This is a genomic window from Burkholderia sp. Ap-955 (assembly GCF_011753045.1).
GTDB lineage: Bacteria > Pseudomonadota > Gammaproteobacteria > Burkholderiales > Burkholderiaceae > Burkholderia > Burkholderia lata_D.
This window is the reverse complement of the sequence record NZ_VWWH01000100.1, coordinates 1-24016: the sequence shown is the minus strand read 5'-3', so window position 1 is coordinate 24016 and position 24016 is coordinate 1. Positions and strand designations below refer to the sequence as shown.

Sequence of the window (24016 nt, the reverse complement as noted above, 5' to 3'; positions counted from 1 at the left end):
GCATCGGCCGCTCGGGCGGTGCCGGGCGCGCGAGCAGGTCGCGCGCGGCGAGCCGCAGGTTGCCGACGACCGCATCGCCCGACGGCGTCCACGCGGCGATGCCCGGATCATCGACGAGCTGCACGAGCGTCGCGCCCGGCGGCACGTGCGGGCCGAAGCCCTCGATGTGATAGGTGAACGCGGGCGCGCCGAACGCGAACACGAGGTCGTGCCCGTCGAGCCGCGCGACGATCTTCTCGCGGATCGCGGGCAGGAAGCCGGCGAACAGCGGATGGTCCTCGGGGAAACTGCAGCGCCCCGACATCGGTGCGACGTACACGCGCGCACGATGCCGCTCGGCGAGCCGCACGACGTCGTCCCACGCACCGGCGCGATCGACGGCCGCCCCGACCACGAACGCAGGACGCCGCGCGGCGTCGAGCGTGTCGCCAAGCCGCGCGAGTGCGTCCGGGTCGGGCCGCACGACGCTGCTGACGTCGCGGCGCGGCAGCCGCTCGGCCGGCTGGTCCCAGTCGTCGACCGGAATCGACACGAACACGGGGCCGCGCGGTTCCTGCATCGCGATGCGGTACGCACGCGCGATCGCGGCCGGCACGTCCTGCGCGCGCGCAGGCTCGATGCTCCATTTCACGTACGGCTTCGGCAGCTCGGCGGCCTGCGTCGCGCCGAGGAACGGGTCGAACGGCAGGATCGCGCGCGCCTGCTGGCCCGCGGTGACGATCAGCGGCGTGCGGTTCTTGAAGGCGGTGAAGAGATTGCCCATCGCGTTGCCGACGCCCGCCGCCGAATGCAGGTTGACGACCGCCGCATTGCCGGTGGCCTGCGCGTGGCCGTCGGCCATCCCGACCACGACGGCTTCATGCAGGCCGAGCACGTAGCGGAAATCGTCCGGGAAGTCGCGGAACATCGGCAGCTCGGTCGAGCCGGGATTGCCGAACACGCGGTCGATGCCGAACTGGCGAAGCAGGTCGATCACCGCATCGCGAACGGTGATCGGTGCAGCGGAAGGGGGCAGATGGCCGGACATGTTCGGCGCTCCTCGATGGCTTGGCAGTTTCCACAGTATCGAAGCGCAAGCCATTCTCGGATACTGTATTTTTTGCGAAAAGCCATACCGGTCCGACATGACTTTCGATCTCCGACAATTGCGCGCCTTCACGACGATCGTCGCGTGCGGCAGCCTCGGCCGCGCCGCCGACGCGCTGCACGTGACGCAGCCGGCGCTGAGCCGGATCCTGAAGCGGCTCGAGGACCAGGTCGGCGCGCCGTTGTTCGAGCGCCATTCGAAGGGCGTGCAGCTCACCGCGTTCGGCGAGGCGCTGCTGCCGCACGCAACGCTGCTGCAGCACGAGGCCGAGCACGCGCGCGAGGAGCTCGACGCGATGCGCGGGCTCGCGAAAGGCACGATCAAGGTCGGCACGGTGGGCAGCATCGCGAGCCTCGTGCTGCCGGTTGCGGTGGGCCGCGTGCTCGACCGCTGGCCGAACCTGCGCGTCGAGATCATCGAAGGCGTGTGGGACCGGCTCGCGGAAGGGCTGAACAAGCACGAGATCGATCTCGCGCTGTCCGCGCACGGGCCCGACACCGACGAGATCGTCGCGATTCCCGAGTGCCGCTGGGAAGATCGCAGCCACATCGTTGCGGCGCCGCACCATCCGCTGCGCGGCCTCGGCCGCGCGCCGACGCTCGCCGATACGCTGCACGCGCGCTGGGCGATTCCGCCGCGCGGCACCGCGCCGTTCGACCACATGCGCGCGACCTTCGACGCACACGGGCTGGCACTGCCCGACATCGCGGTCGAGACGCGCTCGGTGACGACGCTGAAAAGCCTCGTCGCGCATGCCGGCTTCCTGAGCTGGATGGCCGAGCCGATGTACGGCGCCGAGCGGCGCGCCGGCACGATCGACACGCTGCCGGTGCGCGAGGTCGTCGCGGTGCGCACGCTCACCGCATTCCGGCGCCGCCACGGGATCCTGCCGGGGCCGGCCGGCAAGCTGCTCGACGAACTCGTCGCGTTGACGCGCGAAGGTCGCTGACGGCGCTTTCCGCACCGGCCGCCCGTTCGCGGCCTCCCCACCCTGCTGCCCGCACGCCACCGCAGCGCACCATCGAAATGCCGTTTCCCCGCCTTGACTTTCGCTCGCCCGAATACGATCATTCGCTCACACAAAGAGCAAATGATCGTATTCGACAGGACTGTCAGGCACGAACAGGAGACACCAGATGAGCGCATCGTCCTCCGCCCGCACGCCCGTGCTGCTGCACATCGGCGCGGGTTCGTTTCACCGCGCGCACCAGGCGTGGTATCTGCATCGCGTGAACGCGGCCGTCCCGGCCGACGAGCGCTGGTCGCTGACCGTCGGCAACATCCGCGACGACATGCACGCGACGATGGACGCGCTCGCCGCGCAGCACGGCGCCTACACGCTCGAAACCGTCACGCCGCAAGGCGAGCGCGCGTACGAGACGATTCGCGCGATCACGCGCGTACTGCCGTGGTCGATCGACCTCGCCGCGCTGATCGACGCCGGCGCCGACCCGGCCTGCCGGATCGTGTCGTTCACCGTTACCGAAGGCGGCTACTACCTCGACGAACACAACCGGCTCGACCTCGCGAACGCCGATCTCGCGGCCGACCTGCAGGGCGCGCGCACGACGCTGTACGGCGCGCTTGCCGCGCTGCTCGCCGAACGCGTGAAGCGCAACGCGGGCCCGCTCACGCTGCAGAGCTGCGACAACCTGCGCAACAACGGCGCGCGCTTTCGCGCGGGGATGCGTGAATTCCTCGAACGGCGCGGGCTGCCCGACCTGCTAGCATGGTTCGATGCGAACGTCGCGACACCCAGCGCAATGGTCGATCGCATCACGCCGCGCCCGACCGCCGACGTGCGCGAACGCGTGCTGGCCGCCACCGGCTTCGACGACGCATGCCCGGTGATGGGCGAATCGTTTATCCAGTGGGTGATCGAGGACCGCTTCGCGGCCGGCCGTCCGCGCTGGGAGCTGGCCGGCGCCGAAATCGTCGACGACGTGCACCCGTACGAGGAAGCGAAGATCCGCATCCTCAACGCGACGCACAGCTGCATCGCGTGGGCCGGCACGCTCGCGGGCCATACGTATATCCACGAAGGCACGCACGACGCGGCGATCCGCCGCTTCGCGCACGACTACGTGACGCAGGACGTGATTCCGTGCCTCACGCCGAGCCCGCTCGACCTCGCGCGCTACCGCGACGTCGTGCTCGAACGCTTCGGCAACGCGTACGTGCTCGACACCAACCAGCGCGTCGCGGCCGATGGCTTCTCGAAGATTCCCGGCTTCATCGCGCCGACGCTCGTCGAATCGTTCGCACGCGGCGCGGCGCCCGTCGCCACCGCCGTGCTGCCCGCGCTGTTCCTGCGCTTTCTCGAACGCTGGGCGCGCGGCGCGTTGCCGTACGCGTACCAGGACGGCGTGATGGACGAAAGCGCCGCGCGGGCGATCGTCCTGGCCGACGACCCGGTTGTCGCGCTGTGCGCGAACCGGCAGCTGTGGGGCTCGCTCGCCGGCAACGCCGCGCTGTTCGAGGCCATGCGCGGCGGACTCCGGCGTGTCGACGCATGGCTCGCGGCACGCTGACCGGCATCCGGGCGAACCTGCCTTGGCACGGGCGCGGCCGCACGGCTAAAGTAGCGACTCTCCACTGACGGAACGGATCGCTCATGTATCTCGGCATCGACCTCGGCACCTCGGAAGTGAAGGTGCTGCTGCTCGCCCCGGACGGCACGGTCGTCGGCACCGCCGGCTCGCCGTTCACCGTGTCGCGGCCGCATCCGCGCTGGGCCGAACAGCATCCGGACGACTGGTGGCAAGGCACGCTCGCCGCGCTCGCGGCGTTGCACGAACGGCACCGCGACGCGTTCGCGGCCGTGCGCGGCATCGGCCTGTCGGGCCAGATGCATGGCGCCGTGCTGCTCGGCCGCGACGACCGCGTGCTGCGCCCCGCGATCCTGTGGAACGACATGCGCAGCGCCGACGAATGCGCGCTGCTCACCGAACGCGCGCCCGATCTCCACGCACTGGCCGGCAACCTCGCGATGCCGGGCTTCACCGCGCCGAAACTGCTGTGGGTCGCGAAGCACGAACCCGACGTGTTCGCGGCGACCGCCTGCGTGCTGATGCCGAAGGATTACCTGCGGTTCCGGCTGACCGGCGCGAAGGTGTCCGATCCGTCGGATGCGGCCGGCACGCTGTGGCTCGACGTCGCGCGCCGCGACTGGTCCGACGCGCTGCTCGCCGCGTGCGGGATGACGCGTGACCAGATGCCCCGCATCGTCGAAGGCAACGCGCCGTCCGGCACGCTGCGCGCGGACATCGCACGCGAACTCGGGCTGTCGGAAGCCGTCGTGGTGGCCGGCGGCGGCGGCGACAACGCGACGAGCGCACTCGGCATCGGCGCGATCCACGCGGGCGACGGCTTCGTATCGCTCGGCACGTCCGGCGTGCTGAGCGTGGTCGGCGATCGCTTCATGCCGAACCCCGCATCGGCCGTGCATGCGTTCTGCCATGCGATTCCCGATCGCTGGCAATTGATGAGCGTCGTGCTGTCGGCCGCGAGCTGCCTGCGCTGGGTCTGCAAGCTGACCGGCACCGACGAGCCCGCGCTGCTCGCCGAAGTCGAAACGCTCGACGCCGACGCGCTCGCGACGGCCCCGCTGTTCCTGCCCTACCTGTCCGGCGAGCGCACCCCGCACAACGACCCATACGCGCAGGGCGTGTTCTTCGGGATGACGCATGCGACCGAACGCGCGCACCTCGGCTTTGCGGTGCTCGAAGGCGTGACGCTCGGCCTCGCCGACGGCCTCGACGCGCTGCACGCAGCCGGTGTCGAAACCGACCAGCTGTCGCTGATCGGCGGCGGCGCGCGCAGCGCGTTCTGGGCGCAGCTGATCGCCGATGCGCTGAACGTGCGTACGCGCCAGCACGGCGGCGGCGAAACCGGCGCGGCGCTCGGCGCGGCGCGGCTCGGCTGGCTGGCCGTCGGCGGCGATCCGCATGCGGTGCTGGCCAAGCCGCCGGTGCGTGCCGAATACGCGCCGGATGCGGCACGCCATGCGCTGCTGCGCGAACGCCTCGATGCGTTCCGCGCGCTGTACCGTCACGTGCAGCCGCTGTACGAACCGTCGCGCACGCGGCTCGCATAAGCGCCGCACGTCACGCGTGGCGGCCATCGGCCGCGTGCGCGACATGCGGTACAGTGGATGCCGTCATGCGGCCCGCCGGCCGGCCCGCGGGGCGGCCCCCAGATCCGAACCGAATCGCTATCGTGTCCAAGTCCTCAGAAAAACTCGATCTCGCCACGCGTGCCGCGTGGCTCTACTACGTCGCGGGCGACACGCAGAACGAAATCGCGGAAAAGCTGCAGGTGTCGCGCCCGGTCGCCCAGCGCCTCGTCGCGTTCGCGGTCGAGAAGAACCTGATCCGCGTGCGCGTCGATCACCAGCTCGCCGACTGTCTCGATCTCGGTGCGCAGTTGTCGAAGCGCTACGGCCTCGCGATGTGCGAAGTCGTGCCCGTCGATGCCGATGCGCCCGACGCGATCGACCGCAAGCTCGCGGTCGCCGGCGCGCAGGTGATGGAGCGCTACCTGAACGAAACGCGGCCGATGGTGATCGCGGTCAGCAGCGGCCGGACGCTGAAGGCCGCGGTCGCGCAGATCGCGCAGATCGACCGCCCGCAGCACCGGCTCGTGTCGATGGTCGGCGCGATCGCGGCCGACGGTTCGTCTAACCGCTACGACGTCGCGCAGTACATCTCCGAGAAAACCGGCAGCAAGCACTTCCTGCTGCCCGCGCCGCTGTTCGCCGACAGCGACGTCGAGCGCGCGCAGTGGTGCAATCACCGGCTGTACCGGATCGTCGAGGCGCTGTCGGGCAAGGCCGACGTTGCGTTCGTCGGGATCGGCAACATCGGCCCGCACTGCCCGCTCTACGAAGACGGCTTCATCACCGAACAGGAGCGCGACGAGATGACCGCGCTCGGCGCGGTGGCCGAGCTGCTCGGCGTGCCGATCGATGCGCAGGGCACGCAGATCACCGTGTCGACGAGCGCACGCGTGACGAGCGTCGCGCTCGCCACGCCGCCGAAGCTGCCGACGATCGCGTTCGCCGGCGGCCCGAAGAAACACGACGCGGTGATTGCCGCGCTGCGCGGCGGCTGGCTGTCGGGGCTCGTCACCGACGAAGCGTGCGCGCGCGCCGCGCTCGCCGCGAAAGCGGCCTGACGCCGAAGCCGCGCACGGCGCACCACGCGCGGCAGTCGAACGCTCAAGCCGCGTGCGGCGCCGGAAACGCATGCCGGCGCGCACGCCACGCACCGACCCACGCAGCCGCCAGCAGCGCGACGAGCACCCACGGAATCGCACCGGCGCCCGTTGCGCCGAGCAGCATCCCGCCTGCAATGCCGCCGCCCGCGATCGCGAGATTCCACACCGTCACGAGCATCGACTGCGCGACGTCGGCTGCCTCCCCCGCCGCATTCGCGGCGGCCGTCTGGAACAGCGTCGGCGCACCGCCGAACGCGAGCCCCCACAACGCGACGCCCGCGTAGACGATCGCCATGCCGGAACCGGCGCCGAGCATCGCCGCCGCGATCGCGAACAGCGCGATGCTGGCGAGCGTCAGGCGTCGCTGCGCGGCGCCGATCCACGCGCCCGTCAGCGCGATGCCGACCAGCGACGCGAGACCGAACACGAGCAGCACCGCATCGACCTGCGCGCCCATCCGCACGCCCGCGAGAAACGGCGCGACGTACGTGTACAGCATGTTGTGCGCCAGCACGTACGCGAACATCACGGTCAGCACCGGCCGCACGCCGGGCAGCGTCATCACGCCGAGCACCGGCTCGCGCGCGCCGGCCTGCTGGCCCGGGTAGTCGGGCACGCGTACGCGAATCCAGCCGATCAGCGCCAGCGCCGCGACCGTGATCCCCGCGAACGCGACGCGCCAGCCGAACAGCGCGCCGAGCGCGGTGCCGGCCGGAATGCCGATCGACATCGCTGCCGGTATGCCGAGCATCGCGACCGCGATCGCCCGGCCGCGCAGCGACGGGTCGACCAGCCGGCTCGCGTAGCCCGCCAGCAGCGCCCACAGCAGCCCGGCCGACATCCCGGCGACGAAGCGCGCGGCCAGCGTGAGCGCGTAGTACGGCGACGCGGCCGTCACCGCATTCGACACGACGAACCCGGCGAGCGCCGCGAGCAACAGGCCGCGCCGGCGCATCGCGCGCGTCGCGGCGACGAGCGGAATCGCCGCGACGATCGAGCCGAACGCATAGACGGTCACCAGTTGGCCGATCAGCGCCTCGGTCACGTGCAGGTCGACGCTCATCAGTGGCAGCAGGCCGGCCGGCAGCGCTTCGGTGAGCACCGTGATGAAGCCGGCAGTGGCAAGCGCGAGCAGGTTCGCGACGGGCAGGCGCACGCGGCCCGGTGCAGACGAGCCGGCTGCAGAATCGGCAGCCCGGTCGGCGGCGGACGCGGAAACGGACGGGGAAGCGGATACGCATTCGCTCATGCCGCGCTCCGGTCGTCGACGCCATACACCGCATCGCGCACGTCGGTGACGATGCGCCCGTGCATCCCTTCGTATAACGTATTGGTCAGCGCGACGACCGTCAGCCCGGCCGCACGGTCGACGAACCACGCATGCCCGTACGCGCCGCCCCAGCGCCAGGTGCCGACCGACTCCGGCGACTGCGCGGCCGCCGGATCGCGCAGCACCGAAAAGCCGAGCCCGAAACCGAATCCCGGCGCATCCGGCAAGTCGTGCGCGCCCGGCTGCACCCGCGCCATCTCGTCGATCCAGCGCGGTGCGAGCCAGCCGTCGAGGCCCGTGCGCAGCGTATCGAGCAGCGTCAGGCAATCGTGCGCGGTGCCGACCATGCCCGCGCCGCCCGACGGCCACGCGGTGGCATCGAACGCGCGCGCCGGCGCGAAGCGGATGCCGATCGTGCCGTCGAACACCGGCACGAGATCGTCGTCGGCCATCCGGCGCGGCGCGCCCGGCGTGCTCACGTAAGGCGTCGCGACGCGCGCGGCGTCATGCGCGACGAATCCGGTATCGGCCATCCCGAGCGGTGTCGCGACGAGCGCGGCCACGGCCTGCGCGAGCGGGCGGCCGTCGACCGCCTCGATCAGCGCGCCCACCACGTCGGTCGCGAGCGAGTAGCCCCACGACGTGCCGGGCGCGAACTGCAGCGGCACGCCGGCGATGCGCCGCACGTTCTCGGCGAGCGACAGGCTCGCGCGATCCATCCCGTCGGATACGCCTGCACGCGCATACGGGCCGTCGCCGTCCGCTTCGAAGAAGCGATAGCCGAGGCCGGCCGTATGCGACAGCAGATGGCGCAACGTGATGTTCGCGGGCGTGCCGTCCGCGAGCGTCGGCGTGAACGCGGGGAGCCAGCGCGCGACCGGCTCGTCGAGCCCGATGCGGCCTGACGCGACCAGCCGCATCGCGGCGGCCGTCACGATCGGCTTCGACACCGACGCGAGCCGGAACACCGTGTCCTCGCGCATCGGCGTGCCGGCTTCGCGATCGGCCAGCCCGGCCGCGCGTGCATAACGCAATTCCCCGTCGCGGGCGACCAGCACGACCGCGCCGACCATGCGCGCGTCGGCCAGCGCGCGATCGAGCACGGCGTCGAGCCGGTCCCGCAGCGCGGCGTCCGGTTCTGAGCGGTGGGCGGTGACAGGCAGGGATGACATGGCGTGACCTCGAACGATGAAGGAACGCCCATCGTAGGGAGGCAGCGCGGGAAGAAAAACCGGGGTAGAGTTCCGGACACTCCGGACATCGATGTCCGCAATCGGGAACCTGCATGGAAAATCTGGGCGGTTTCGTCGTATTCGTTCAGGTCGCGGAAACGCGCAGCTTCGTTGCGGCCGGCCGCGCGCTCGGGCTGTCGGCGTCGGCGATCGGCAAGCGCATCGCACGCCTGGAAGCGCGCCTGAACGTGCGACTGTTTCACCGCAGCACGCGCAGCATCACGCTGACGGCCGAAGGCGCGCGCTTTCTCGAACGGTGCCGGCGCGTGATCGCGGAGATCGACGCGGCCGAGCAGGAACTGACGCACAGCGCCGAAGCGCCGCGCGGGCGGCTGCGCGTGAGCCTGCCGACGATCGGCACGCTGCTGCTGCCGGTGCTCGCCGATTTCATGGCCGCGTATCCGGAGATCGAGCTCGACATCGATTTCAGCGACCGGCTCGTCGACGTGGTTGACGAAGGGTTCGACGCGGTGCTGCGCACCGGCCAGCCGTCGGATTCGCGGCTGTCGTCGCGGCGGCTCGGCCATTTCCGCCAGCACCTCGTCGCGTCGCCCGACTACCTCGAGCGGCACGGCACGCCGCGCACGCCGGCCGATCTCGCGCGGCACCGCTGCCTGCACTACCGCTTCCCCAGCAGCGGCCGGCTCGAGGTCTGGCCGTTGCGCGCGTCGCGCGCCGGCACGCCGCCGGAGGTGCCGGTCTCGATGGTCAGCAACAACGCGGAAACACGGCTGTGCTTCGCGCTGCGCGGGCTCGGCATCGCATGCCTGCCCGAGTTTTTCGTACACGGCGCGCTGGCCGACGGCACGCTGCGCACGGTGCTCGACGAACACGTCGAGAGCCGCACGCCGTTCTACGTACTGTGGCCGTCAGGCCGCCATCCGACGCCGAAGCTGCGCGCGTTCGTCGACTACGTGGCCGAGCACCTGCGCCTCTGAGCACCGCAGGCGCACGTGCCGACGCGTCACGCCGCCTTCGCGTGCACGCTCAGCCGCCGGAACGCCTGCCCGTTTTCGTCGAACAGATGGCAGTGCTCGGCCTGCGCATGCACGCGCAGCGCGTCGCCGGTGCGGTACGTGTCGAGCGGCGGAATCCGCGCGATCAGCCCGTCCGGCGCGACAGCTGACTCCGCATACAGATACGCGGCGTCACCGAGCGACTCGACGGCCATCGTCCGCGCGGCGACGCCCGCCGCCGCCGCATCGACCAGCAGATGCTCGGGCCGCACGCCGACCGTCACCGCCGCACCACGCTGCAGCCCCGCCGCTTCGACCGCGACGCGCTGTGTCTCGCCGCTGTCGAAACGCACGAGCACACCGCCCGCGTCGACCGATTCGACGGTGCCCTTCAGGAAGTTCATCTTCGGCGAACCGATGAAGCCCGCGACGAACTGGTTCGCCGGCGCGTGGTACAGCTCGTTCGGTGTGCCGACCTGCTGCACCGCGCCGCCCGACAGCACGACGATCTTGTCGGCAAGCGTCATCGCCTCGACCTGGTCGTGCGTCACGTAGATCATCGTCGTCTTCAGCTCGTCGTGCAGCCGCGCGAACTCCAGCCGCATCTTCACGCGCAACGCCGCGTCGAGGTTCGACAGCGGCTCGTCGAACAGGAACACCTTCGGCTTGCGCGTGATCGCGCGGCCGATCGCGACGCGCTGCCGCTGGCCGCCCGACAGCTGCTTCGGCTTGCGGTCGAGCAGGTGGTCGATGTGCAGGATCTTCGCGGCCTGCTTCACGGCCTGGTCGATCTCCGGCTTCTTCGCGCCCGCGAGCTTCAGGCCGAACGCCATGTTGTCGTACAGCGTCATGTGCGGGTACAGCGCATACGACTGGAACACCATCGCGATGCCGCGCTTCGCGCTCGGCACGTCGTTGACCTTCGCGCCGTCGATCACCAGGTCGCCGCTCGAAATATCCTCGAGGCCGGCGATCATCCGCATCAGCGTGGATTTGCCGCAGCCGCTCGGGCCGACGAACACGACGAATTCGCCGTCGGCGATGTCGAGGTTCACGTTGCGCAGCACTTCGGTGTCGTCGTAGCGCTTTGCGATGTTGCGCAGGAGCACGCTTGCCATGATCTGTCTCCGTTCGTTCGTGATGCGCCGCGTCGAACGCGGCGCGCAATCATTCGTGGTGGCTAGTTCGGCAGCACCGCGCCGGTCGCCTGCCAGCGCGCGACGTAGCCGGGCAGCTCGTGCATGTCGTCGAAGACGTGACGCGCGCCGATGCTGCGCAGCGCGTCGATCTGCGCGGCCGACGCATGCCCGCCGCCGACGAAGCCGAGCACGGTCATGCCGGCCGCGGCGGCCGCGGTGATGCCGGTCACGCTGTCCTCGACCACGAGGCACTGGGCCGGCGCGACGCCGAGCGTGCGCGCCGCCGCGAGATACACGTCGGGCGCCGGCTTCGGCTGTGCGACGGCGTCCGCGCAGAACAGCCGGTCGCCGAAGAAGCGCGCGAGTCCCGTGCGGCTCAGCGCAGCCTCGACGTACGCGCGGTAGCTGTTGCTCGCGCAGGCCGTCGTCAGCTCAATCGCGGCCAGCGCCGCATCGATGCCGTCGACCATCGGCGCATTGACGGCCGCCGCCTCGACCGCGGCGCGGATCTCGACGACGTCGTCGTTCGACAGCGCGCGGCCGAGCGCGTCGCTCGCGCCGGCCAGCACGCGCTCGATGCGCAGCCCGAGCAACGGCATCACGGCCGGCCGCGCATCGACGCCCGGCCAGCGGGCATCGAGTTCGCGCACGAGCACGTCGGCCGCCACCGCCTCGCTGTCGATCAGCACGCCGTCGCAGTCGCAGATCAGGACGTTCGTCGCGGTCATTTGACGGCTCCGAACGTGAGCCCGCGCACGAGCTGCTTCTGCGACAGCCAGCCGACGATCAGGATCGGCGCGACCGCGAGCAGCGAAGCGGCGGACAGCTTCGCCCAGAACAGCCCCTCGGGGCTCGAGTACGACGCGATGAACACGGTCAGCGGCGCCGCGTTCGAGCTCGACAGGTTGATGCTCCAGAACGCCTCGTTCCACGACAGGATCACGAGCAGCAGCGCAGTGGACGCGAGCCCCGGCAGCGCCATCGGCATCAGCAGGTAGACGATCTCCTGCCACGTCGACGCGCCGTCGATGCGCCCCGCTTCGAGGATGTCCTTCGGGATCTCGTTGAAGTACGTGAAGGTCATCCACACCGCGATCGGCAGGTTGATCAGCGTGTAGACGATCACGAGGCCCGACACGGTATCGAGCAGCCCCGCGTTCTTCCACAGCAGGTAGATCGGCACCAGCACGCCGACCGACGGCATCATCTTGGTCGACAGCATCCACAGCAGCACCTTCTGCGTGCGGTGGTTCGGGAAGAACGCCATCGCGTACGCGGCCGGCACCGCGAACAGCAGCGAGATCACCGTGACGCCCGCCGAGATCAGCACCGAGTTCCATGCGAACGCGAAGTAGTTGCTGCGCGCGAACACCTCGCGGAAGCTGTCGAGCGTCGGGATGAAGAACAGCGTCGACGCATACGCCTGCTGCTCGGTCTTGAACGCGGTGATCGCCATCCAGAAGATCGGGAAGAACAGCAGGAGCGCGATCAGCCACGCGAGCGTGCCGGGCAGCGCGCGCCGCACGAGGTCGAACACGGCCGGCACGCGCCGGCCTTCGAAGGTCAGGTCGCTCATTTCTCGTACTCTCCCTTCAGGTTGCGCGCGAGCATCCGCACGAGGAAGAACGACACGACGTTCGCGACCACGACGGCGATGATGCCGCCCGCGGACGCGAGGCCGACGTCGAACTGCTGCAGGCCGAGCGCGTAGATCAGGTACGACAGGTTGGTCGTCGCGTCGCCGGGGCCGCCGCCGGTCGTCGTGTAGATCTCCGCGAAGATCGACAGCAGGAAGATCGTCTCCATCATCACGACCACCGCGATCGCGCGCTTCAGGTGCGGCAGCGTGATGTAGAAGAACATCGCGATCGGGCCCGCGCCGTCGATGCGCGCCGCTTCCTTCTGCTCCTGGTCGAGCGACTGGATCGCGGTGAACAGGATCAGGAACGCGAACGGCAGCCACTGCCACGCGACGATGATGATCACGGCGGTGAGCGGGTAATCGGCGAACCAGTCGATCGGCGTCATCCCGAGCGCGCGCATCGCGTTCGCGACGAGCCCGTACACCGGATGCAGGATCATGTTCTTCCAGATCAGCGCGGACACCGTCGGCATCACGAAGAACGGCGCGATCGCGAGCAGGCGTGCGACACCCTGCCCGTAGAACTTGCGGTCGAACAGCACGGACATCAGCACGCCGCCGATCACCGTGATCGCGAGCACCGCGCCGATCAGCACGAGCGTGTGCCAGATCGCGGGCAGGAACGACGGATCGGTCGCGAGGAAGCGGTAGTTGTCGAACCCGGCGAAGCCCTTCACGTCCGGGTTCAGCAGGTTGTAGCGCGAGAACGAATACCAGATCGTCATCGCGAGCGGAATCGACATCCACAGCAGCAGCACCGCGACGGACGGCGAGACGAGCCAGCTCGCGCCGCCGCGCGCGCGGCGCGGCGCGCCGGGCGGTGACGACGCGTCGCCGACCGACGGCGCGTGAGCGTGGCTCAGGGGAAGACGCAGGTGACGCATGATCGGAGTCCCTCCGGTTGATGCGCGGGCGCGAACGGCGTGCCCGCCTGTCAGCTTCGACGACACGCACCGTGCGCCACCGCGCACGGTACGGGCCGCGTTACTTCTTGTAGCCGGCCTGCCGCACCGCGCGGTCGGCGGCGGCCTGCCCGGCGGCAAGCGCCTGGTCGACCGACATCTGGCCGGCCACCGCACCCGCGATCGACTGGCCGACCACCGTGCCGAACGACTGGAATTCAGGAATCCCGACGTACTGCACGCCCGTGTACGGCACCTTCTTCAGCGACGGATCGTTCGGATCGGCCGTCTCGATCGCCTTCAGCACGAAGTCCGAGAACGGCGCGGCGGCCTTGTACTCGGGGCGCTGATAGGTCGACGTGCGCGTGCCCGGCGGCACCGACGCCCAGCCTTCGTCCTTGCCGACCATCTCGATGTACTGCTTCGACGTCGCCCACGCGATGAACTTGCGTGCGGCGTCCTGCTGCTTCGACGTCTTCGGCACGGCCAGCGCCCACGCCCACAGCCAGTGCGAACCCTTCGGCGTGGCGGCGACCGGCGCGGCCGCGAAGCCGATCTTGTCGGCCACCTGCGACTGCTGTTTGTTATAGAGCATGCCGGCCGCGACCGTCGCATCGATCCACATCGCGCACTTGCCCGATGCGGTGAGGGTCAGGTTCTCGTTGAAGCCGTTCGAGCTCGCTCCCGGCGGGCCGTTCTTCTTCAGCAGGTTCACGTAGAAATTGATCGCCTTCTTCCACTCGGGCGACGTGAGCTGCGCATTCCAGTTCTCGTCGAACCAGCGGCCGCCGTACGTGTTCACGACCGTCGACACGTACGCCATGTTCTCGCCCCACCCGGCCTTGCCGCGCAGGCAGATCCCGTAGGTGCCCTTCGCCTTGTCGGTGAGCTTGTCCGCGAATTCGGCGATCTGATCGTAGGTCGGCTGGTCGGGCATCTTCAGCCCCTTCGTCGCGAACAGGTCCTTGCGGTAGAACGTCATCGAGCTTTCGACGTAGAACGGCAGCGCGTACAGCTGGCCGTTGTACGACAGGCTGTCGCGCGCGGTCTTCACGATGTCGTTCAGGTCGTAGTCGGCGGGCAGGCCCGTCATCGGCGCGAGCCAGCCGCGCTTGCCCCACTGCGGCGTCTCGTAGGTGCCGATCGCCATCACGTCGAACTGGCCGCTGCCGGTCGTGATGTCGGTCGTCGCGCGCTGGCGCAGCACGTTCTCCTCGAGGATCACCCAGTTCAGCTTGATGTCCGGGTTTGCCTTCTCGAAGGCCGGCGACAGCTTCTTCAGCTCGATCATGTCGGGATTGTTCAGCGTCGCGATCGTCAGCGTGCCGGCGGACGCGGCGCAGGCCGCCGTCGCGAGCGCGGCTCCGGCGAAGCAGCGTGCGGCGGCGTCGAGCATCTTTCGTTGCATGGCATGTCTCCTGTGTTTGTTCGAAGTGTCGTCGGTACTGCGTTTCCTTCGCGGCCCGTCACGCCGGCCGCTGCATTCCGCACGCGCGCGCATAGTGCGCGATCACGTCGCGTATCCGGTGCCGCACCCAGGCGCGCGGCTCTTTCGCCAGGCCGCCCGCGCGGCAGGCTGCGTATACGTCCGGCAACCACTGCGCGACGAGCGTTTCCGGCACCGGCTGCCGCGCAAGGTTGTCGAACAGTTGCTCGACCGCGGCCGCGACGGCCGGCTGCAGCCAGTAGTAGCGGATCCGGTCGCTGTAGCTGAACTGGCGCGCGAGCCGCTGCTCGGTTTCGTCGCCGCGGTAGTACGGGGCCCAGTGCTCGGGCTGCGCGCGCATCGCGGCATCGACGACGTCGCGCAACCGCGAGCGCTGCGCGACGTCGTCGATCAGCGCGTCCTCGATGAAGGTCAGCGCGAACAGCGCCTCGCGCAACGCGAACGTCAGCGCGGGGCCAACTTTCAGCACCGCGAAGTGGTCGCGTACGAGCGCGGCGAGTGCACCCTCGGTCTGGTAGTCGGTCGAATGCGCCTCGAACACGAGGCCCGGTGTCTGCAGGATACTCGCGCCGAGTGACGCGGCCTTGGCGCTGTCGTAGTCGAGCACGTGGCGATCGTCGAAGTCGACACCCGGCTGCGCGACGATCGCGACGACACGCGTCCACGCATCGTCGAGCCCGGCCGCGGCAAACGCGCGGCGGTGCGCGTCGAGCGTCGCCGCGATGCTGTCGCTGCGCGTGACCGCGATCTGCGCGATCGCTGCGTCGCCGGCGTCGCCGCTGCCGCTGACTTCGCCGCCCGGCGTCGGCACCTCGGTGCCGATCACGTAGACGGGCGCGATGCCGGCACGTGCCGCCGCGTCTTCCGCCGCGCGGCACAGTTCGGCCGCGCGCGTAGCGATCGTGCGATCGTCGAGCCGCACCGGATCGTCCGCGCACGCCATGCTTGCATCGAGGTGGATCTTTTCGAAGCCGGCTTCGACGTACGCGGCGACCATCGCCGTCGCTTCGCGCATCGCATCGGCCGCGCGGCGATGCCGCCACGGGTTCGGGCCAAGATGGTCGCCGCCGAGCACGAGCGCCGACGGCGCAAGCCCGCAACGCTGCGCGATCGCGTCGACGTCACGGCGGAAATCGGCAGGCGTCATGCCCGTATAGCCGCCGAGATGGTTGACCTGGTTGCAGGTCGCCTCGATCAGCAGCGGCGAGCCGTCCGCGCGCGCCGCTTCGCACGCGGCCTCCAGCACGAGCCGGTGCGCGCTGCAGATCGAATAGATGCCGCGCTGCGCATCCGCGCGGTTCGCGTCGAAGATCATCCGCAGCACGGCGTCCGCGTGCGCGGTACGCGAACGTTCGGCGAAGGTCGTCAGGCCGGACATGCGATACCTCGTTCGGTCAGGAAGCGGTCGATTTCGGCTGCGCTGCTGTTGCCCTCCATCGGGCCGCGCCGCGTGACCGCGATCGCCCCGGCCGCGTTCGCGCGGCGCAGCGCGACCTCGATCGGCACGCCGGCGACGAGGCTCGCGACCAGCGTGCCGCCGAAGCAGTCGCCGGCGCCGGTCGGATCGACTTCGTCGACCTGAAACGCCGGCGCTTCAGCACGGTTCGCGCGGTCGAACGCGACGCTGCCCTGCGCGCCGCGCTTCAGCACGACACGCTCGAGCAGCGGATGCGTCGCGAGCAGGCCCGCGATCGCGCGCTCGGCCGGCTGCGGCCCGCAGAAGAACGGCAGGTCGGCTTCGCTCGGCAGGAACAGGTGGCACGCGGCGAGCATCGTGTCGAGCGCCGCGCGCATCGGGCGGAAACTCAGCATTTCGGGCCGCACGTTCGGATCGAACGACACCTTCGCGCCGGCGCGCGCGGCCTCGATCACGCCGCGCTGCACCGCCGCGATCGCCGATTCGCTCGTCAGCGACGAACCCATCACGTGGAAGTAACGGCAGCCGTCGAACATCGCGGTATCGACATCGGACGCGTCGACACACGCGGCCGCGCTGGTGGACAGCGTGAACATGAAGCTGCGCGAGCCGTCGTCGCGATACGCGACGAACGCGGTGCCGGTCGGGCGCGCGACGCGGCGGATGCGCGCGACGTCGACGCCGTCGCGTTCGAGCCGCGCGACGATCGCGTCACCGAACGCGTCGCGACCGACGCAGCCCGCATACGCAACGCGTGCGCCGAGCCGCGCGGCCTGGTCGGCGAAGATCGCCGGTGCGCCGCTCGGGAACGGCCCCTCGAACAGGCCCGGCGTCTCGAAACCCTGGCCGCGCTCGGCGGCGACGAATTCGGCGAGCAGTTCGCCGGCAACGACGATCTCGGCCATCAGGCGTGCCCTCCTCGTTCGACGGCGGCCGCGACGTGCGGGGCGGCCGCCTCATCGCAGGCCGGCCGGCAGGTGGCGCATGCGAGCGGCGCCATGTCAGCTCATCCAGTTGCCGCCGTCGACGTTCAGCGTCTGGGCGGTGATGTAGTCGGCGTCGGACGACGCGAGGAACAGCGCGGCGCCGGTCAGGTCGCCCGGCACGCCCATGCGGCCGAGCGGCACGGCTTCACCCACCAGCCGCTTCTTCTCGCCGAGCGGCCGGTTCTCGTAGCGCGCGAACAGCGCATCGACCTGCTCCCACATCGGCGTGTCGACGACGCCCGGTGCGATGCCGTTCACGTTGATCCGGTGCGGCGCGAGCGCGAGCGCGGCCGACTGCGTGTAGCTGATCACCGCGGCCTTGGTCGCACAGTAGTGCGAAACGAGCGCCTCGCCACGACGCCCGGCCTGCGACGACATGTTGACGATCTTGCCGCCACGGCCCTGCTCGACCATCCGCTGCGCGACGGCCTGCATCAGGAAGAACAGCCCTTTCACGTTGACCGAGAACAGCCGGTCGAACACGTCCCACGATTCGTCGAGGATCGGCCGCATGTCAAACAGCGCCGCGTTGTTGAACAGGATGTCGACGCCGCCGAAGCGCTCGACCGTCGTGGTAACGATCCGCTCGATGTCGTCGCGGCGCGTGACGTCCGCGGTGATGGCCACCGCGCGGCCGGGGTTCGCCTCGATGAGCCGCGCGAGCGAGCCGCCTGCCGGCTTCAGGTCGACGAGCACGCAGCGTGCGCCCTCGTCCAGATAGCGTTGCGCGACCGCCTCGCCGATGCCGCTTGCGGCGCCCGTCAGGATCGCGACCTTGTCTTCCAGTCTCACTGGCTGTCTCCGGTTCGTTCTGCTTCGACGGCGGCGAGGTGAGCGAACGCTCGCCAACCGATCAATTGCTCTCTTGGTGATCGAATGATCGGATACGCGATTCGCGCTGTCAAGGCGACGTGACGGCTTTCTATGACGCGCTGCGGCACAACGGCGCGGCGTGGCGGCCCGCCGCGCACGCCCGGCAAGGCGCGGCGCGTACGGTGCGGCGCGGTCGGATCGGCAATGAAGGGGACGGAGCAAGGACGGGAACGGGATTTCGCGCTGCACGGCGCGGCGATACGTTATATCATCGCCGTACTTTGTTTCATCGCCCTGCTTCACGCCATGGCTACCTCCTCGTCCATTGACGCCCGGCTGTCCCGGGCCGACGCATTCGCCGCCGAGCACGGGCTCGCGTGGACGCCGCTGCGCCGCCAGGTCTACGAACGCGTGCTGGCCGCGCAGCGCCCGATCGGCGCGTACGACCTGCTCGCCGAGCTCGAGCCGCAGCGCGGCCGCGTGCCGCCCACGACCGTCTACCGCGCGCTGGATTTCCTCGTCGAGCACGGCTTCATCCACCGGATCGAATCGAAGAACGCGTTCTTCGCGTGCTGCGAGATCGGCGTGCCGCACGAAGGCCAGTTCCTGATCTGCGACTCGTGCGGCGACACCGTCGAGATTCCCGGTGGCGACCTCGCGAAGCAGTTGTCCGCGAGCGAGCCCGCGCACGGTTTCGAAGTCCACCACCAGGTCGTCGAGCTGAGCGGCCTGTGCGGGCACTGCAAGCACAAGCCCGTGCAACGCTGACGCGTTTCGCGCGGCGCCCGCGCCGCCCCTTCCAACGAGGAGTTCCATGTCCATTGCCCTGAAGCGCACGCCGCGGCGTGCCCTGTCGCCTGTCCGCTGGCTCGCCGCCGCCGTTGCCGCCCTGTCGCTCGCGGCCCCCGCGTTCGCGCAGGCCGCGACCGTCAACGTCGTGGCCGCCGAGAATTTCTACGGCGACGTCGCGTCGCAAATCGGCGGCAGCCACGTCGCGGTGACCAGCATTCTCAGCAATCCGGACCAGGACCCGCACCTGTTCGAAGCGAGCCCGAAGACCGCCCGCGCGCTCCAGCACGCGCAGGTCGTGATCTACAACGGCGCCAACTACGATCCGTGGATGAGCAAGCTGCTCGGCGCGTCGAAGCAGGCGAAGCGCGCGACGATCGTCGTCGCCGATCTGGTCGGCAAGAAGGCCGGCGACAACCCGCACCTGTGGTACGACCCGGCGACGATGCCGGCGGCCGCGCGCGCGATCGCGGCCGAGCTCGGCCGCGCCGACCCGGCGAACAAGGCCGACTACGACGCGAACCTGCAGAAGTTCGTTGCGTCGCTGAAGTCCGTCGACGACAAGGTCGCCGCGCTGCGCGCGCAGTACAAGGGCGTGCCGGTCACGGCCACCGAGCCCGTGTTCGGCTACATGTCCGACGCGATCGGCCTCGACATGCGCAACCAGCGCTTCCAGCTCGCGACGATGAACGACACCGAGGCGAGCGCGCAGGATGTCGCCGCGTTCGAGAACGACCTGCGCAAGAAGCAGGTGCGCGTGCTGATCTACAACAGCCAGGCCGAAGAACCGATGACCAAGCGCATGCTGAAGATCGCGCGCGACGGCGGCGTGCCGACCGTCAGCGTCACCGAGACGCAGCCGGCCGGCAAGACCTTCCAGCAATGGATGGCCGGCCAGCTCGACGCGCTCTCGACCGCGCTGGCCGCCGGCAAGAAATAAACACTCCGTAACGAAATGACCGTCACTCCTCACGCACTCGCCGTCGATCGCGTCACGCTCGAACTGGGCGGACGCACGATCCTGCGCGACGTCAGCTTCTCGATCGAACCCGGCGAATTCGTCGGCGTGCTCGGGCCGAACGGCGCGGGCAAGACGACGCTGATGCGCGCGGTGCTCGGCCTCGTGCCCGTGTCGGCCGGCACGCTGTCCGTCGGCGGTGCGCCGGTCGTGCGCGGCAACGCGTCGATCGGCTACATGCCGCAGATCAGAAGCGGCCTCGCGAACCGCCGGATGCGCGGCTACGACTTCGTCGCGATGGCCGCCGACGGCCACCGCTGGGGGCTGCCGCACACGAACGCGGCGACGCGCCGCGACGTCGATCGCGTGCTCGACCTCGTCGGCGGCCAGACGCTCGCGCGCCGGCCGCTGTCGGAACTGTCCGGCGGCGAGCGGCAGCGCCTGCTGCTCGCACAGTGCCTGCTCGGCAACCCGAAGCTGCTGCTGCTCGACGAGCCGCTGATCAGCCTCGACCCGAATCACCAGCGCGGCGTCGTCGAACTCGTGCGCAACGTGCAGCGCGAGCTCGGCATCACCGTGCTGTTCTCCGCGCACGAACTGAATCCGCTGCTGAACGCGCTCGACCGCGTGCTGTATCTCGGCAACGGCGTCGCGGCGCTCGGCACCGTTGACGAGGTGATCACGAAGCCGGTGCTGTCGCGGCTCTACGGTTCGCCGATCGACGTGATGCGCGTGAACGGCAAGATCTTCGTGATGTCGGGCGACGTCGAGATCGAGAAGCACGACCACGAACACGAGGACGACGACGGTCACTCGCACGGCGGTGGCGGCGGCCACGGCCATCACCACCACGGACACGCTCATCCCGGGCATTCGCACGATGTTTGAATACGACTTCATGATCAACGCCTTCGCGGCGTCGGGGATCGTCGCGGTGCTCGCGGGCATCGTCGGCTACTTCCTGGTGCTGCGCGGGCAGACCTTCGCCGGCCATGCGCTGTCGCACGTCGGCTTCACCGGCGCGACGGGCGCGGTGCTGCTCGGCATCTCGCCGATCTGGGGGATGGTCGGCTTCACGCTCGCGGCCGGCATCGGGATGGGCGCGCTCGGCGAGAAGCTCGCGGGCCGCGACGTCGCGATCGGCGTGATCCTGTCCGGCGCGCTCGGCTTCGGCCTGCTGTTCCTGCATTTCTATACGTCGTTCGCGACGCAGGTCACCGCGCTGCTGTTCGGCAACGTGCTCGCGGTGAACCACGACACGCTCGCAGTGCTCGCCGGCATCGGCGCGGTGAGCCTGCTCGCGCTTGCGCTGATCGCACGGCCGCTGCTGTTCGCGTCACTGCAGCCCGAACTGGCCGAAGCCAAGGGCGTGTCGCTGCGCACGGTGTCGATGCTGTTCCTCGCGGTGTGCGCGCTCGCGGTGGCCGCGGCGACGCAGATCGTCGGCGTGCTGCTGGTGTTCACGCTGCTGGTCGGGCCGGCTGCCGCCGCGCAGAACGTGACGACGCGGCTGTCGACCGGCGTGCTGCTCGCCGCGCTGTTCGCGTTGTTCGAAGCGTGGCTCGGTATCGTGCTCGCGTATCACACCGACTGGCCGACGAGCTTCTGGATCACCGCGCTGTCGGCGCTCGTGTACGGCGCGAGCCTGTTGCGGCGCCACTGATCGCCGCCAGGCGGATCGCCCCCCGAAGGAAATGAAAAACGCCGGCGTGCCCGAGGGCAGCGCCGGCGTTTTTTTCATGCGCCCGCGATTGCGCGGCACGCCGTGTGCGTTACCTGCTTCCCTTCCCGCTCATCGTGTGAGCACGCGCGCGTGATGCGCAATGTGATCGGCGATGAACGTCGAGATGAAGTAGTACCCGTGGTCGTAGCCCGGATGGCGGCGCAGCGTCAGCGGCTGGCCGGCCTTCACGCACGCGGCTTCGAACACGTCGGGGTTCAGCTGGTTCGCGAGGAACTGATCGGCGAGACCCTGATCGACGAGGATGCCGTCCGCGAACTTCGGCGCATCGGCGCGCGCGACGAGTTCGCTCGCGTCGTGTGCCTTCCATGCTTCGCGATCGGCGCCCAGATAACCCGAGAACGCCTTCTCGCCCCACGGGCAGCGCGTCGGCGCGGCGATCGGCGCGAACGCCGACACCGACCGGTACAGGCCCGGATGGCGCAGCGCAAGCGTCAGCGCGCCGTGCCCGCCCATCGAGTGGCCGAAGATCCCCAACCGCGCGCCGTCGATCGGCAGCTCGGCCGTGACCAGCTCGCGCAGCTCGCCCGTCACGTACGACTCCATCCGGTAATGCGCGGACCACGGTGCCTCGGTCGCATCGACGTAGAAGCCCGCGCCGACGCCGAAGTCCCACGCATCGGTCTCGCCCGGCACGCCCGCGCCGCGCGGGCTCGTATCGGGCATCACGAGCGCGATGCCGTGCTGCGCCGCGTATTGCTGCGCGCCGGCCTTGATCGCGAACGTCTCGTCGGTGCACGTGAGCCCCGCGAGATAGAACAGCGCCGGCACGCGGCCGTGCGCGGCCTGCGGCGGCAGGTACACCGAGAACTTCATCGGCAGGCCGATGGCCGCCGAATCGTGACGGTAGAAACGCTGCTCGCCGCCGTGGCACGCATGCGAGGAAACGAGTTCGAGCATCGCGGTACGCTCCCGGTCAGTACAGCACGACCGAGCGGATCGACTCGCCGGCCTTCATCAGGTCGAAGCCTTCGTTGATCCGCTCGAGCGGCAGCGTGTGCGTGATCAGGTCGTCGATGTTGATCTTGCCTTCCATGTACCAGTCGACGATCTTCGGCACGTCGGTGCGGCCGCGCGCGCCGCCGAACGCCGAGCCCTTCCATTCGCGGCCCGTCACGAGCTGGAACGGACGCGTGCTGATTTCCTCGCCCGCTGCCGCCACGCCGATGATGAACGACTGGCCCCAGCCCTTGTGCGTGCACTCGAGCGCCTGGCGCATCAGCTTCACGTTGCCCACGCATTCGAACGAGTAGTCCGCACCGCCGTCGGTCAGCTGCACGATGTGGTCGACCACGTTCTCGACTTCGTTCGGGTTGATGAAGTGCGTCATCCCGAACTTCTTCGCGAGCTCGACGCGCTTCGGGTTGATGTCGACGCCGATGATCTTGTCCGCGCCGACCATCTTCGCGCCCTGGATCACGTTCAGGCCGATGCCGCCGAGGCCGAACACGACGACGTTCGCGCCCGCCTCGACCTTCGCCGAGTACACGACCGCGCCGACGCCCGTCGTCACGCCGCAGCCGATGTAGCAGATCTTGTCGAACGGCGCGTCCTCGCGCACCTTCGCGACCGCGATCTCCGGCACGACGATGTAGTTCGAAAACGTGGACGTGCCCATGTAGTGGAACAGCGGCTTGCCGTCGAGCGAGAAGCGCGACGTCGCGTCGGGCATCAGGCCCTTGCCCTGCGTCGCGCGGATCTTCTGGCACAGGTTGGTCTTGCGCGACAGGCAGAACTTGCACTCGCGGCATTCCGGCGTGTAGAGCGGGATCACGTGGTCGCCCTTGCGCAGGGTGCCGACGCCGGGGCCGACGTCGACCACGACGCCCGCGCCTTCATGGCCGAGGATCGCCGGGAAGATCCCTTCCGGATCGGCGCCCGACAGCGTGTAGTAGTCGGTGTGACAGATGCCCGTCGCCTTCACCTCGATCAGCACTTCGCCGGCGCGCGGCCCTTCCAGATCGACTTCCTCGATCGTCAGCGGCGCGCCCGCCTTCCATGCAATCGCTGCTTTCGTCTTCATCGTGTGACTCCTGTCTGTGTGTGAGGTCGGCCCGGGTCGGCGCGTCAGCGCTCATGTCGGCCGGCGTGGGTGCGCGAGCACCGACGCCGGCCTCATGCTTCGCACCGGGTTCCATGCAAAGCTGTCGAAGCCGTGCCGTGCGGCATCGCGCACGGCACGGCGAAAGAATCTCGTGCTCGCCATGATGGCCGGTCCGGCCGCGCATCGCGTGCGGGAAACGGTCGCCGGCTTGCCACGATGCGTCATCGCTGACGCAAAAGAACAAGTGTTCGAGTTTAAACGCCCGTCGTGAACCATGCATCCGTGCGCGCATACAGATCGACGAAGCGCGCGTGGCGCGCGGCCAGCGCGCGATCGTCGCGCGGCGCGGCAACCGGCGACGCGGCCGGCGCCAGCG

At 69.6% G+C, this 24016-nt stretch carries 22 protein-coding genes and 1 pseudogene; 9 read left to right on the top strand and 14 right to left on the bottom strand.

Annotated elements, in window-relative coordinates; genetic code table 11:
• Positions 1-1027: benzoylformate decarboxylase (gene mdlC / locus F3J15_RS32045; RefSeq protein ID WP_166896222.1), on the bottom strand; the 1027-nt coding region annotated here is incomplete at its 3' end.
• 97 nt (positions 1028-1124) lie between these two features.
• On the opposite strand from mdlC, the gene F3J15_RS32040 reads away from it, so the two are divergent.
• From F3J15_RS32040 to F3J15_RS32025, 4 genes are all read left to right on the top strand, one after another.
• Complete coding sequence (locus tag F3J15_RS32040; protein WP_166896220.1) at positions 1125-2036, top strand: LysR family transcriptional regulator; 912 nt, start codon at positions 1125-1127, stop codon at positions 2034-2036.
• Positions 2037-2223: 187 nt separating this feature from the next.
• Entirely contained in the window at positions 2224-3618 is a 1395-nt protein-coding gene (gene dalD / locus F3J15_RS32035) for a D-arabinitol 4-dehydrogenase (RefSeq protein WP_166896219.1), read from the top strand.
• A gap of 83 nt (positions 3619-3701) precedes the next feature.
• Positions 3702-5183: a xylulokinase gene (xylB, locus tag F3J15_RS32030; protein WP_166896217.1), complete on the top strand. Its 1482-nt coding sequence runs from the start codon at positions 3702-3704 to the stop codon at positions 5181-5183.
• 65 nt (positions 5184-5248) lie between these two features.
• Complete coding sequence (locus F3J15_RS32025) at positions 5249-6262, top strand: sugar-binding transcriptional regulator (protein WP_166896215.1); 1014 nt, start codon at positions 5249-5251, stop codon at positions 6260-6262.
• A 43-nt stretch (positions 6263-6305) separates the two neighbouring features.
• Here F3J15_RS32025 and F3J15_RS32020 read toward each other — a convergent pair whose 3' ends face one another.
• Together F3J15_RS32020 and F3J15_RS32015 are read right to left on the bottom strand one after the other, a co-directional pair.
• Complete coding sequence (locus F3J15_RS32020) at positions 6306-7553, bottom strand: MFS transporter (RefSeq protein WP_205191091.1); 1248 nt, start codon at positions 7551-7553, stop codon at positions 6306-6308.
• A complete protein-coding gene (locus F3J15_RS32015; protein WP_166896213.1) occupies positions 7550-8746 on the bottom strand; it encodes a serine hydrolase domain-containing protein in 1197 nt (398 codons plus the stop codon). The genes F3J15_RS32020 and F3J15_RS32015 overlap by 4 nt, the downstream gene beginning before the upstream one ends.
• A 113-nt stretch (positions 8747-8859) precedes the next feature.
• On the opposite strand from F3J15_RS32015, the gene F3J15_RS32010 reads away from it, so the two are divergent.
• Positions 8860-9744, top strand: coding sequence for a LysR family transcriptional regulator (locus tag F3J15_RS32010; protein ID WP_166896211.1), 885 nt, complete (start codon positions 8860-8862; stop codon positions 9742-9744).
• Positions 9745-9770: 26 nt separating this feature from the next.
• Here the strand turns inward: F3J15_RS32010 and ugpC are convergent, their stop codons facing one another.
• The 8 genes from ugpC to F3J15_RS31970 all read right to left on the bottom strand — a co-directional run bounded on the left by ugpC (position 9771) and on the right by F3J15_RS31970 (position 18087).
• On the bottom strand, positions 9771-10880 hold the full coding sequence (gene ugpC / locus F3J15_RS32005; RefSeq protein WP_166896208.1) for a sn-glycerol-3-phosphate ABC transporter ATP-binding protein UgpC: 1110 nt from the start codon (positions 10878-10880) through the stop codon (positions 9771-9773).
• 62 nt (positions 10881-10942) lie between these two features.
• A complete protein-coding gene (locus F3J15_RS32000; RefSeq protein ID WP_166896206.1) occupies positions 10943-11629 on the bottom strand; it encodes an HAD family phosphatase in 687 nt (228 codons plus the stop codon).
• A complete protein-coding gene (locus F3J15_RS31995) occupies positions 11626-12477 on the bottom strand; it encodes a carbohydrate ABC transporter permease (RefSeq protein WP_011353034.1) in 852 nt (283 codons plus the stop codon). The genes F3J15_RS32000 and F3J15_RS31995 overlap by 4 nt, the downstream gene beginning before the upstream one ends.
• Positions 12474-13427 (bottom strand): sugar ABC transporter permease, encoded by a 954-nt coding sequence (locus F3J15_RS31990; RefSeq protein ID WP_069248726.1) that lies wholly within the window; start codon positions 13425-13427, stop codon positions 12474-12476. Before F3J15_RS31990 ends, F3J15_RS31995 begins: the two co-directional genes overlap by 4 nt.
• A gap of 100 nt (positions 13428-13527) precedes the next feature.
• Positions 13528-14853 carry a sugar ABC transporter substrate-binding protein gene (locus F3J15_RS31985; RefSeq protein ID WP_166896204.1) on the bottom strand — a complete coding sequence of 442 codons (1326 nt, stop codon included), beginning with the start codon at positions 14851-14853 and terminating at the stop codon, positions 13528-13530.
• 58 nt (positions 14854-14911) lie between these two features.
• Positions 14912-16270, bottom strand: coding sequence for a D-tagatose-bisphosphate aldolase, class II, non-catalytic subunit (locus tag F3J15_RS31980; RefSeq protein ID WP_166896202.1), 1359 nt, complete (start codon positions 16268-16270; stop codon positions 14912-14914).
• Positions 16258-17214 carry a sugar kinase gene (locus F3J15_RS31975; protein WP_166896200.1) on the bottom strand — a complete coding sequence of 319 codons (957 nt, stop codon included), beginning with the start codon at positions 17212-17214 and terminating at the stop codon, positions 16258-16260. The genes F3J15_RS31980 and F3J15_RS31975 overlap by 13 nt, the downstream gene beginning before the upstream one ends.
• A 96-nt stretch (positions 17215-17310) precedes the next feature.
• Entirely contained in the window at positions 17311-18087 is a 777-nt protein-coding gene (locus F3J15_RS31970; RefSeq protein WP_166896198.1) for an L-iditol 2-dehydrogenase, read from the bottom strand.
• Positions 18088-18414: 327 nt separating this feature from the next.
• On the opposite strand from F3J15_RS31970, the gene F3J15_RS31965 reads away from it, so the two are divergent.
• The 4 genes from F3J15_RS31965 to F3J15_RS31950 are packed head-to-tail and all read left to right on the top strand — an operon-like array spanning position 18415 to position 21518.
• Complete coding sequence (locus F3J15_RS31965; RefSeq protein WP_011353040.1) at positions 18415-18876, top strand: Fur family transcriptional regulator; 462 nt, start codon at positions 18415-18417, stop codon at positions 18874-18876.
• Between the two features lie 46 nt (positions 18877-18922).
• On the top strand, positions 18923-19837 hold the full coding sequence (locus F3J15_RS31960; protein ID WP_069248731.1) for a metal ABC transporter solute-binding protein: 915 nt from the start codon (positions 18923-18925) through the stop codon (positions 19835-19837).
• 15 nt (positions 19838-19852) lie between these two features.
• Positions 19853-20743, top strand: coding sequence for an ABC transporter ATP-binding protein (locus tag F3J15_RS31955; RefSeq protein WP_089446314.1), 891 nt, complete (start codon positions 19853-19855; stop codon positions 20741-20743).
• Positions 20736-21518, top strand: coding sequence for a metal ABC transporter permease (locus tag F3J15_RS31950; protein ID WP_166896196.1), 783 nt, complete (start codon positions 20736-20738; stop codon positions 21516-21518). Before F3J15_RS31955 ends, F3J15_RS31950 begins: the two co-directional genes overlap by 8 nt.
• A gap of 129 nt (positions 21519-21647) precedes the next feature.
• On the opposite strand, the gene fghA is transcribed toward F3J15_RS31950, so the two are convergent.
• The 3 genes and pseudogenes from fghA to F3J15_RS37925 all read right to left on the bottom strand — a co-directional run.
• Complete coding sequence (gene fghA / locus F3J15_RS31945) at positions 21648-22496, bottom strand: S-formylglutathione hydrolase (RefSeq protein ID WP_166896194.1); 849 nt, start codon at positions 22494-22496, stop codon at positions 21648-21650.
• A gap of 16 nt (positions 22497-22512) precedes the next feature.
• Positions 22513-23619, bottom strand: coding sequence for an S-(hydroxymethyl)glutathione dehydrogenase/class III alcohol dehydrogenase (locus tag F3J15_RS31940; RefSeq protein ID WP_011353045.1), 1107 nt, complete (start codon positions 23617-23619; stop codon positions 22513-22515).
• Positions 23620-23894: 275 nt separating this feature from the next.
• Positions 23895-24016 (bottom strand): annotated as a pseudogene (locus tag F3J15_RS37925) (carbohydrate kinase); the annotation flags it as partial.

Bases quoted from the DNA above. Each gene is read 5' to 3' on its own strand.
- dalD (WP_166896219.1), top strand. From the start codon at position 2,224: ATGAGCGCATCGTCCTCCGCCCGCACGCCCGTGCTGCTGCACATCGGC.
- F3J15_RS31995 (WP_011353034.1), bottom strand. From the start codon at position 12,477: ATGAGCGACCTGACCTTCGAAGGCCGGCGCGTGCCGGCCGTGTTCGAC.
- F3J15_RS32020 (WP_205191091.1), bottom strand. From the start codon at position 7,553: ATGAGCGAATGCGTATCCGCTTCCCCGTCCGTTTCCGCGTCCGCCGCC.
- ugpC (WP_166896208.1), bottom strand. From the start codon at position 10,880: ATGGCAAGCGTGCTCCTGCGCAACATCGCAAAGCGCTACGACGACACC.
- F3J15_RS31950 (WP_166896196.1), top strand. From the start codon at position 20,736: ATGTTTGAATACGACTTCATGATCAACGCCTTCGCGGCGTCGGGGATC.
- F3J15_RS32010 (WP_166896211.1), top strand. From the start codon at position 8,860: ATGGAAAATCTGGGCGGTTTCGTCGTATTCGTTCAGGTCGCGGAAACG.
- F3J15_RS31960 (WP_069248731.1), top strand. From the start codon at position 18,923: ATGTCCATTGCCCTGAAGCGCACGCCGCGGCGTGCCCTGTCGCCTGTC.
- F3J15_RS32000 (WP_166896206.1), bottom strand. From the start codon at position 11,629: ATGACCGCGACGAACGTCCTGATCTGCGACTGCGACGGCGTGCTGATC.
- F3J15_RS31965 (WP_011353040.1), top strand. From the start codon at position 18,415: ATGGCTACCTCCTCGTCCATTGACGCCCGGCTGTCCCGGGCCGACGCA.
- F3J15_RS31990 (WP_069248726.1), bottom strand. From the start codon at position 13,427: ATGCGTCACCTGCGTCTTCCCCTGAGCCACGCTCACGCGCCGTCGGTC.
- xylB (WP_166896217.1), top strand. From the start codon at position 3,702: ATGTATCTCGGCATCGACCTCGGCACCTCGGAAGTGAAGGTGCTGCTG.
- F3J15_RS32025 (WP_166896215.1), top strand. From the start codon at position 5,249: ATGCGGCCCGCCGGCCGGCCCGCGGGGCGGCCCCCAGATCCGAACCGA.
- fghA (WP_166896194.1), bottom strand. From the start codon at position 22,496: ATGCTCGAACTCGTTTCCTCGCATGCGTGCCACGGCGGCGAGCAGCGT.
- F3J15_RS32040 (WP_166896220.1), top strand. From the start codon at position 1,125: ATGACTTTCGATCTCCGACAATTGCGCGCCTTCACGACGATCGTCGCG.
- F3J15_RS31985 (WP_166896204.1), bottom strand. From the start codon at position 14,853: ATGCAACGAAAGATGCTCGACGCCGCCGCACGCTGCTTCGCCGGAGCC.
- F3J15_RS31955 (WP_089446314.1), top strand. From the start codon at position 19,853: ATGACCGTCACTCCTCACGCACTCGCCGTCGATCGCGTCACGCTCGAA.
- F3J15_RS31940 (WP_011353045.1), bottom strand. From the start codon at position 23,619: ATGAAGACGAAAGCAGCGATTGCATGGAAGGCGGGCGCGCCGCTGACG.
- F3J15_RS32015 (WP_166896213.1), bottom strand. From the start codon at position 8,746: ATGTCATCCCTGCCTGTCACCGCCCACCGCTCAGAACCGGACGCCGCG.
- F3J15_RS31980 (WP_166896202.1), bottom strand. From the start codon at position 16,270: ATGTCCGGCCTGACGACCTTCGCCGAACGTTCGCGTACCGCGCACGCG.
- F3J15_RS31975 (WP_166896200.1), bottom strand. From the start codon at position 17,214: ATGGCCGAGATCGTCGTTGCCGGCGAACTGCTCGCCGAATTCGTCGCC.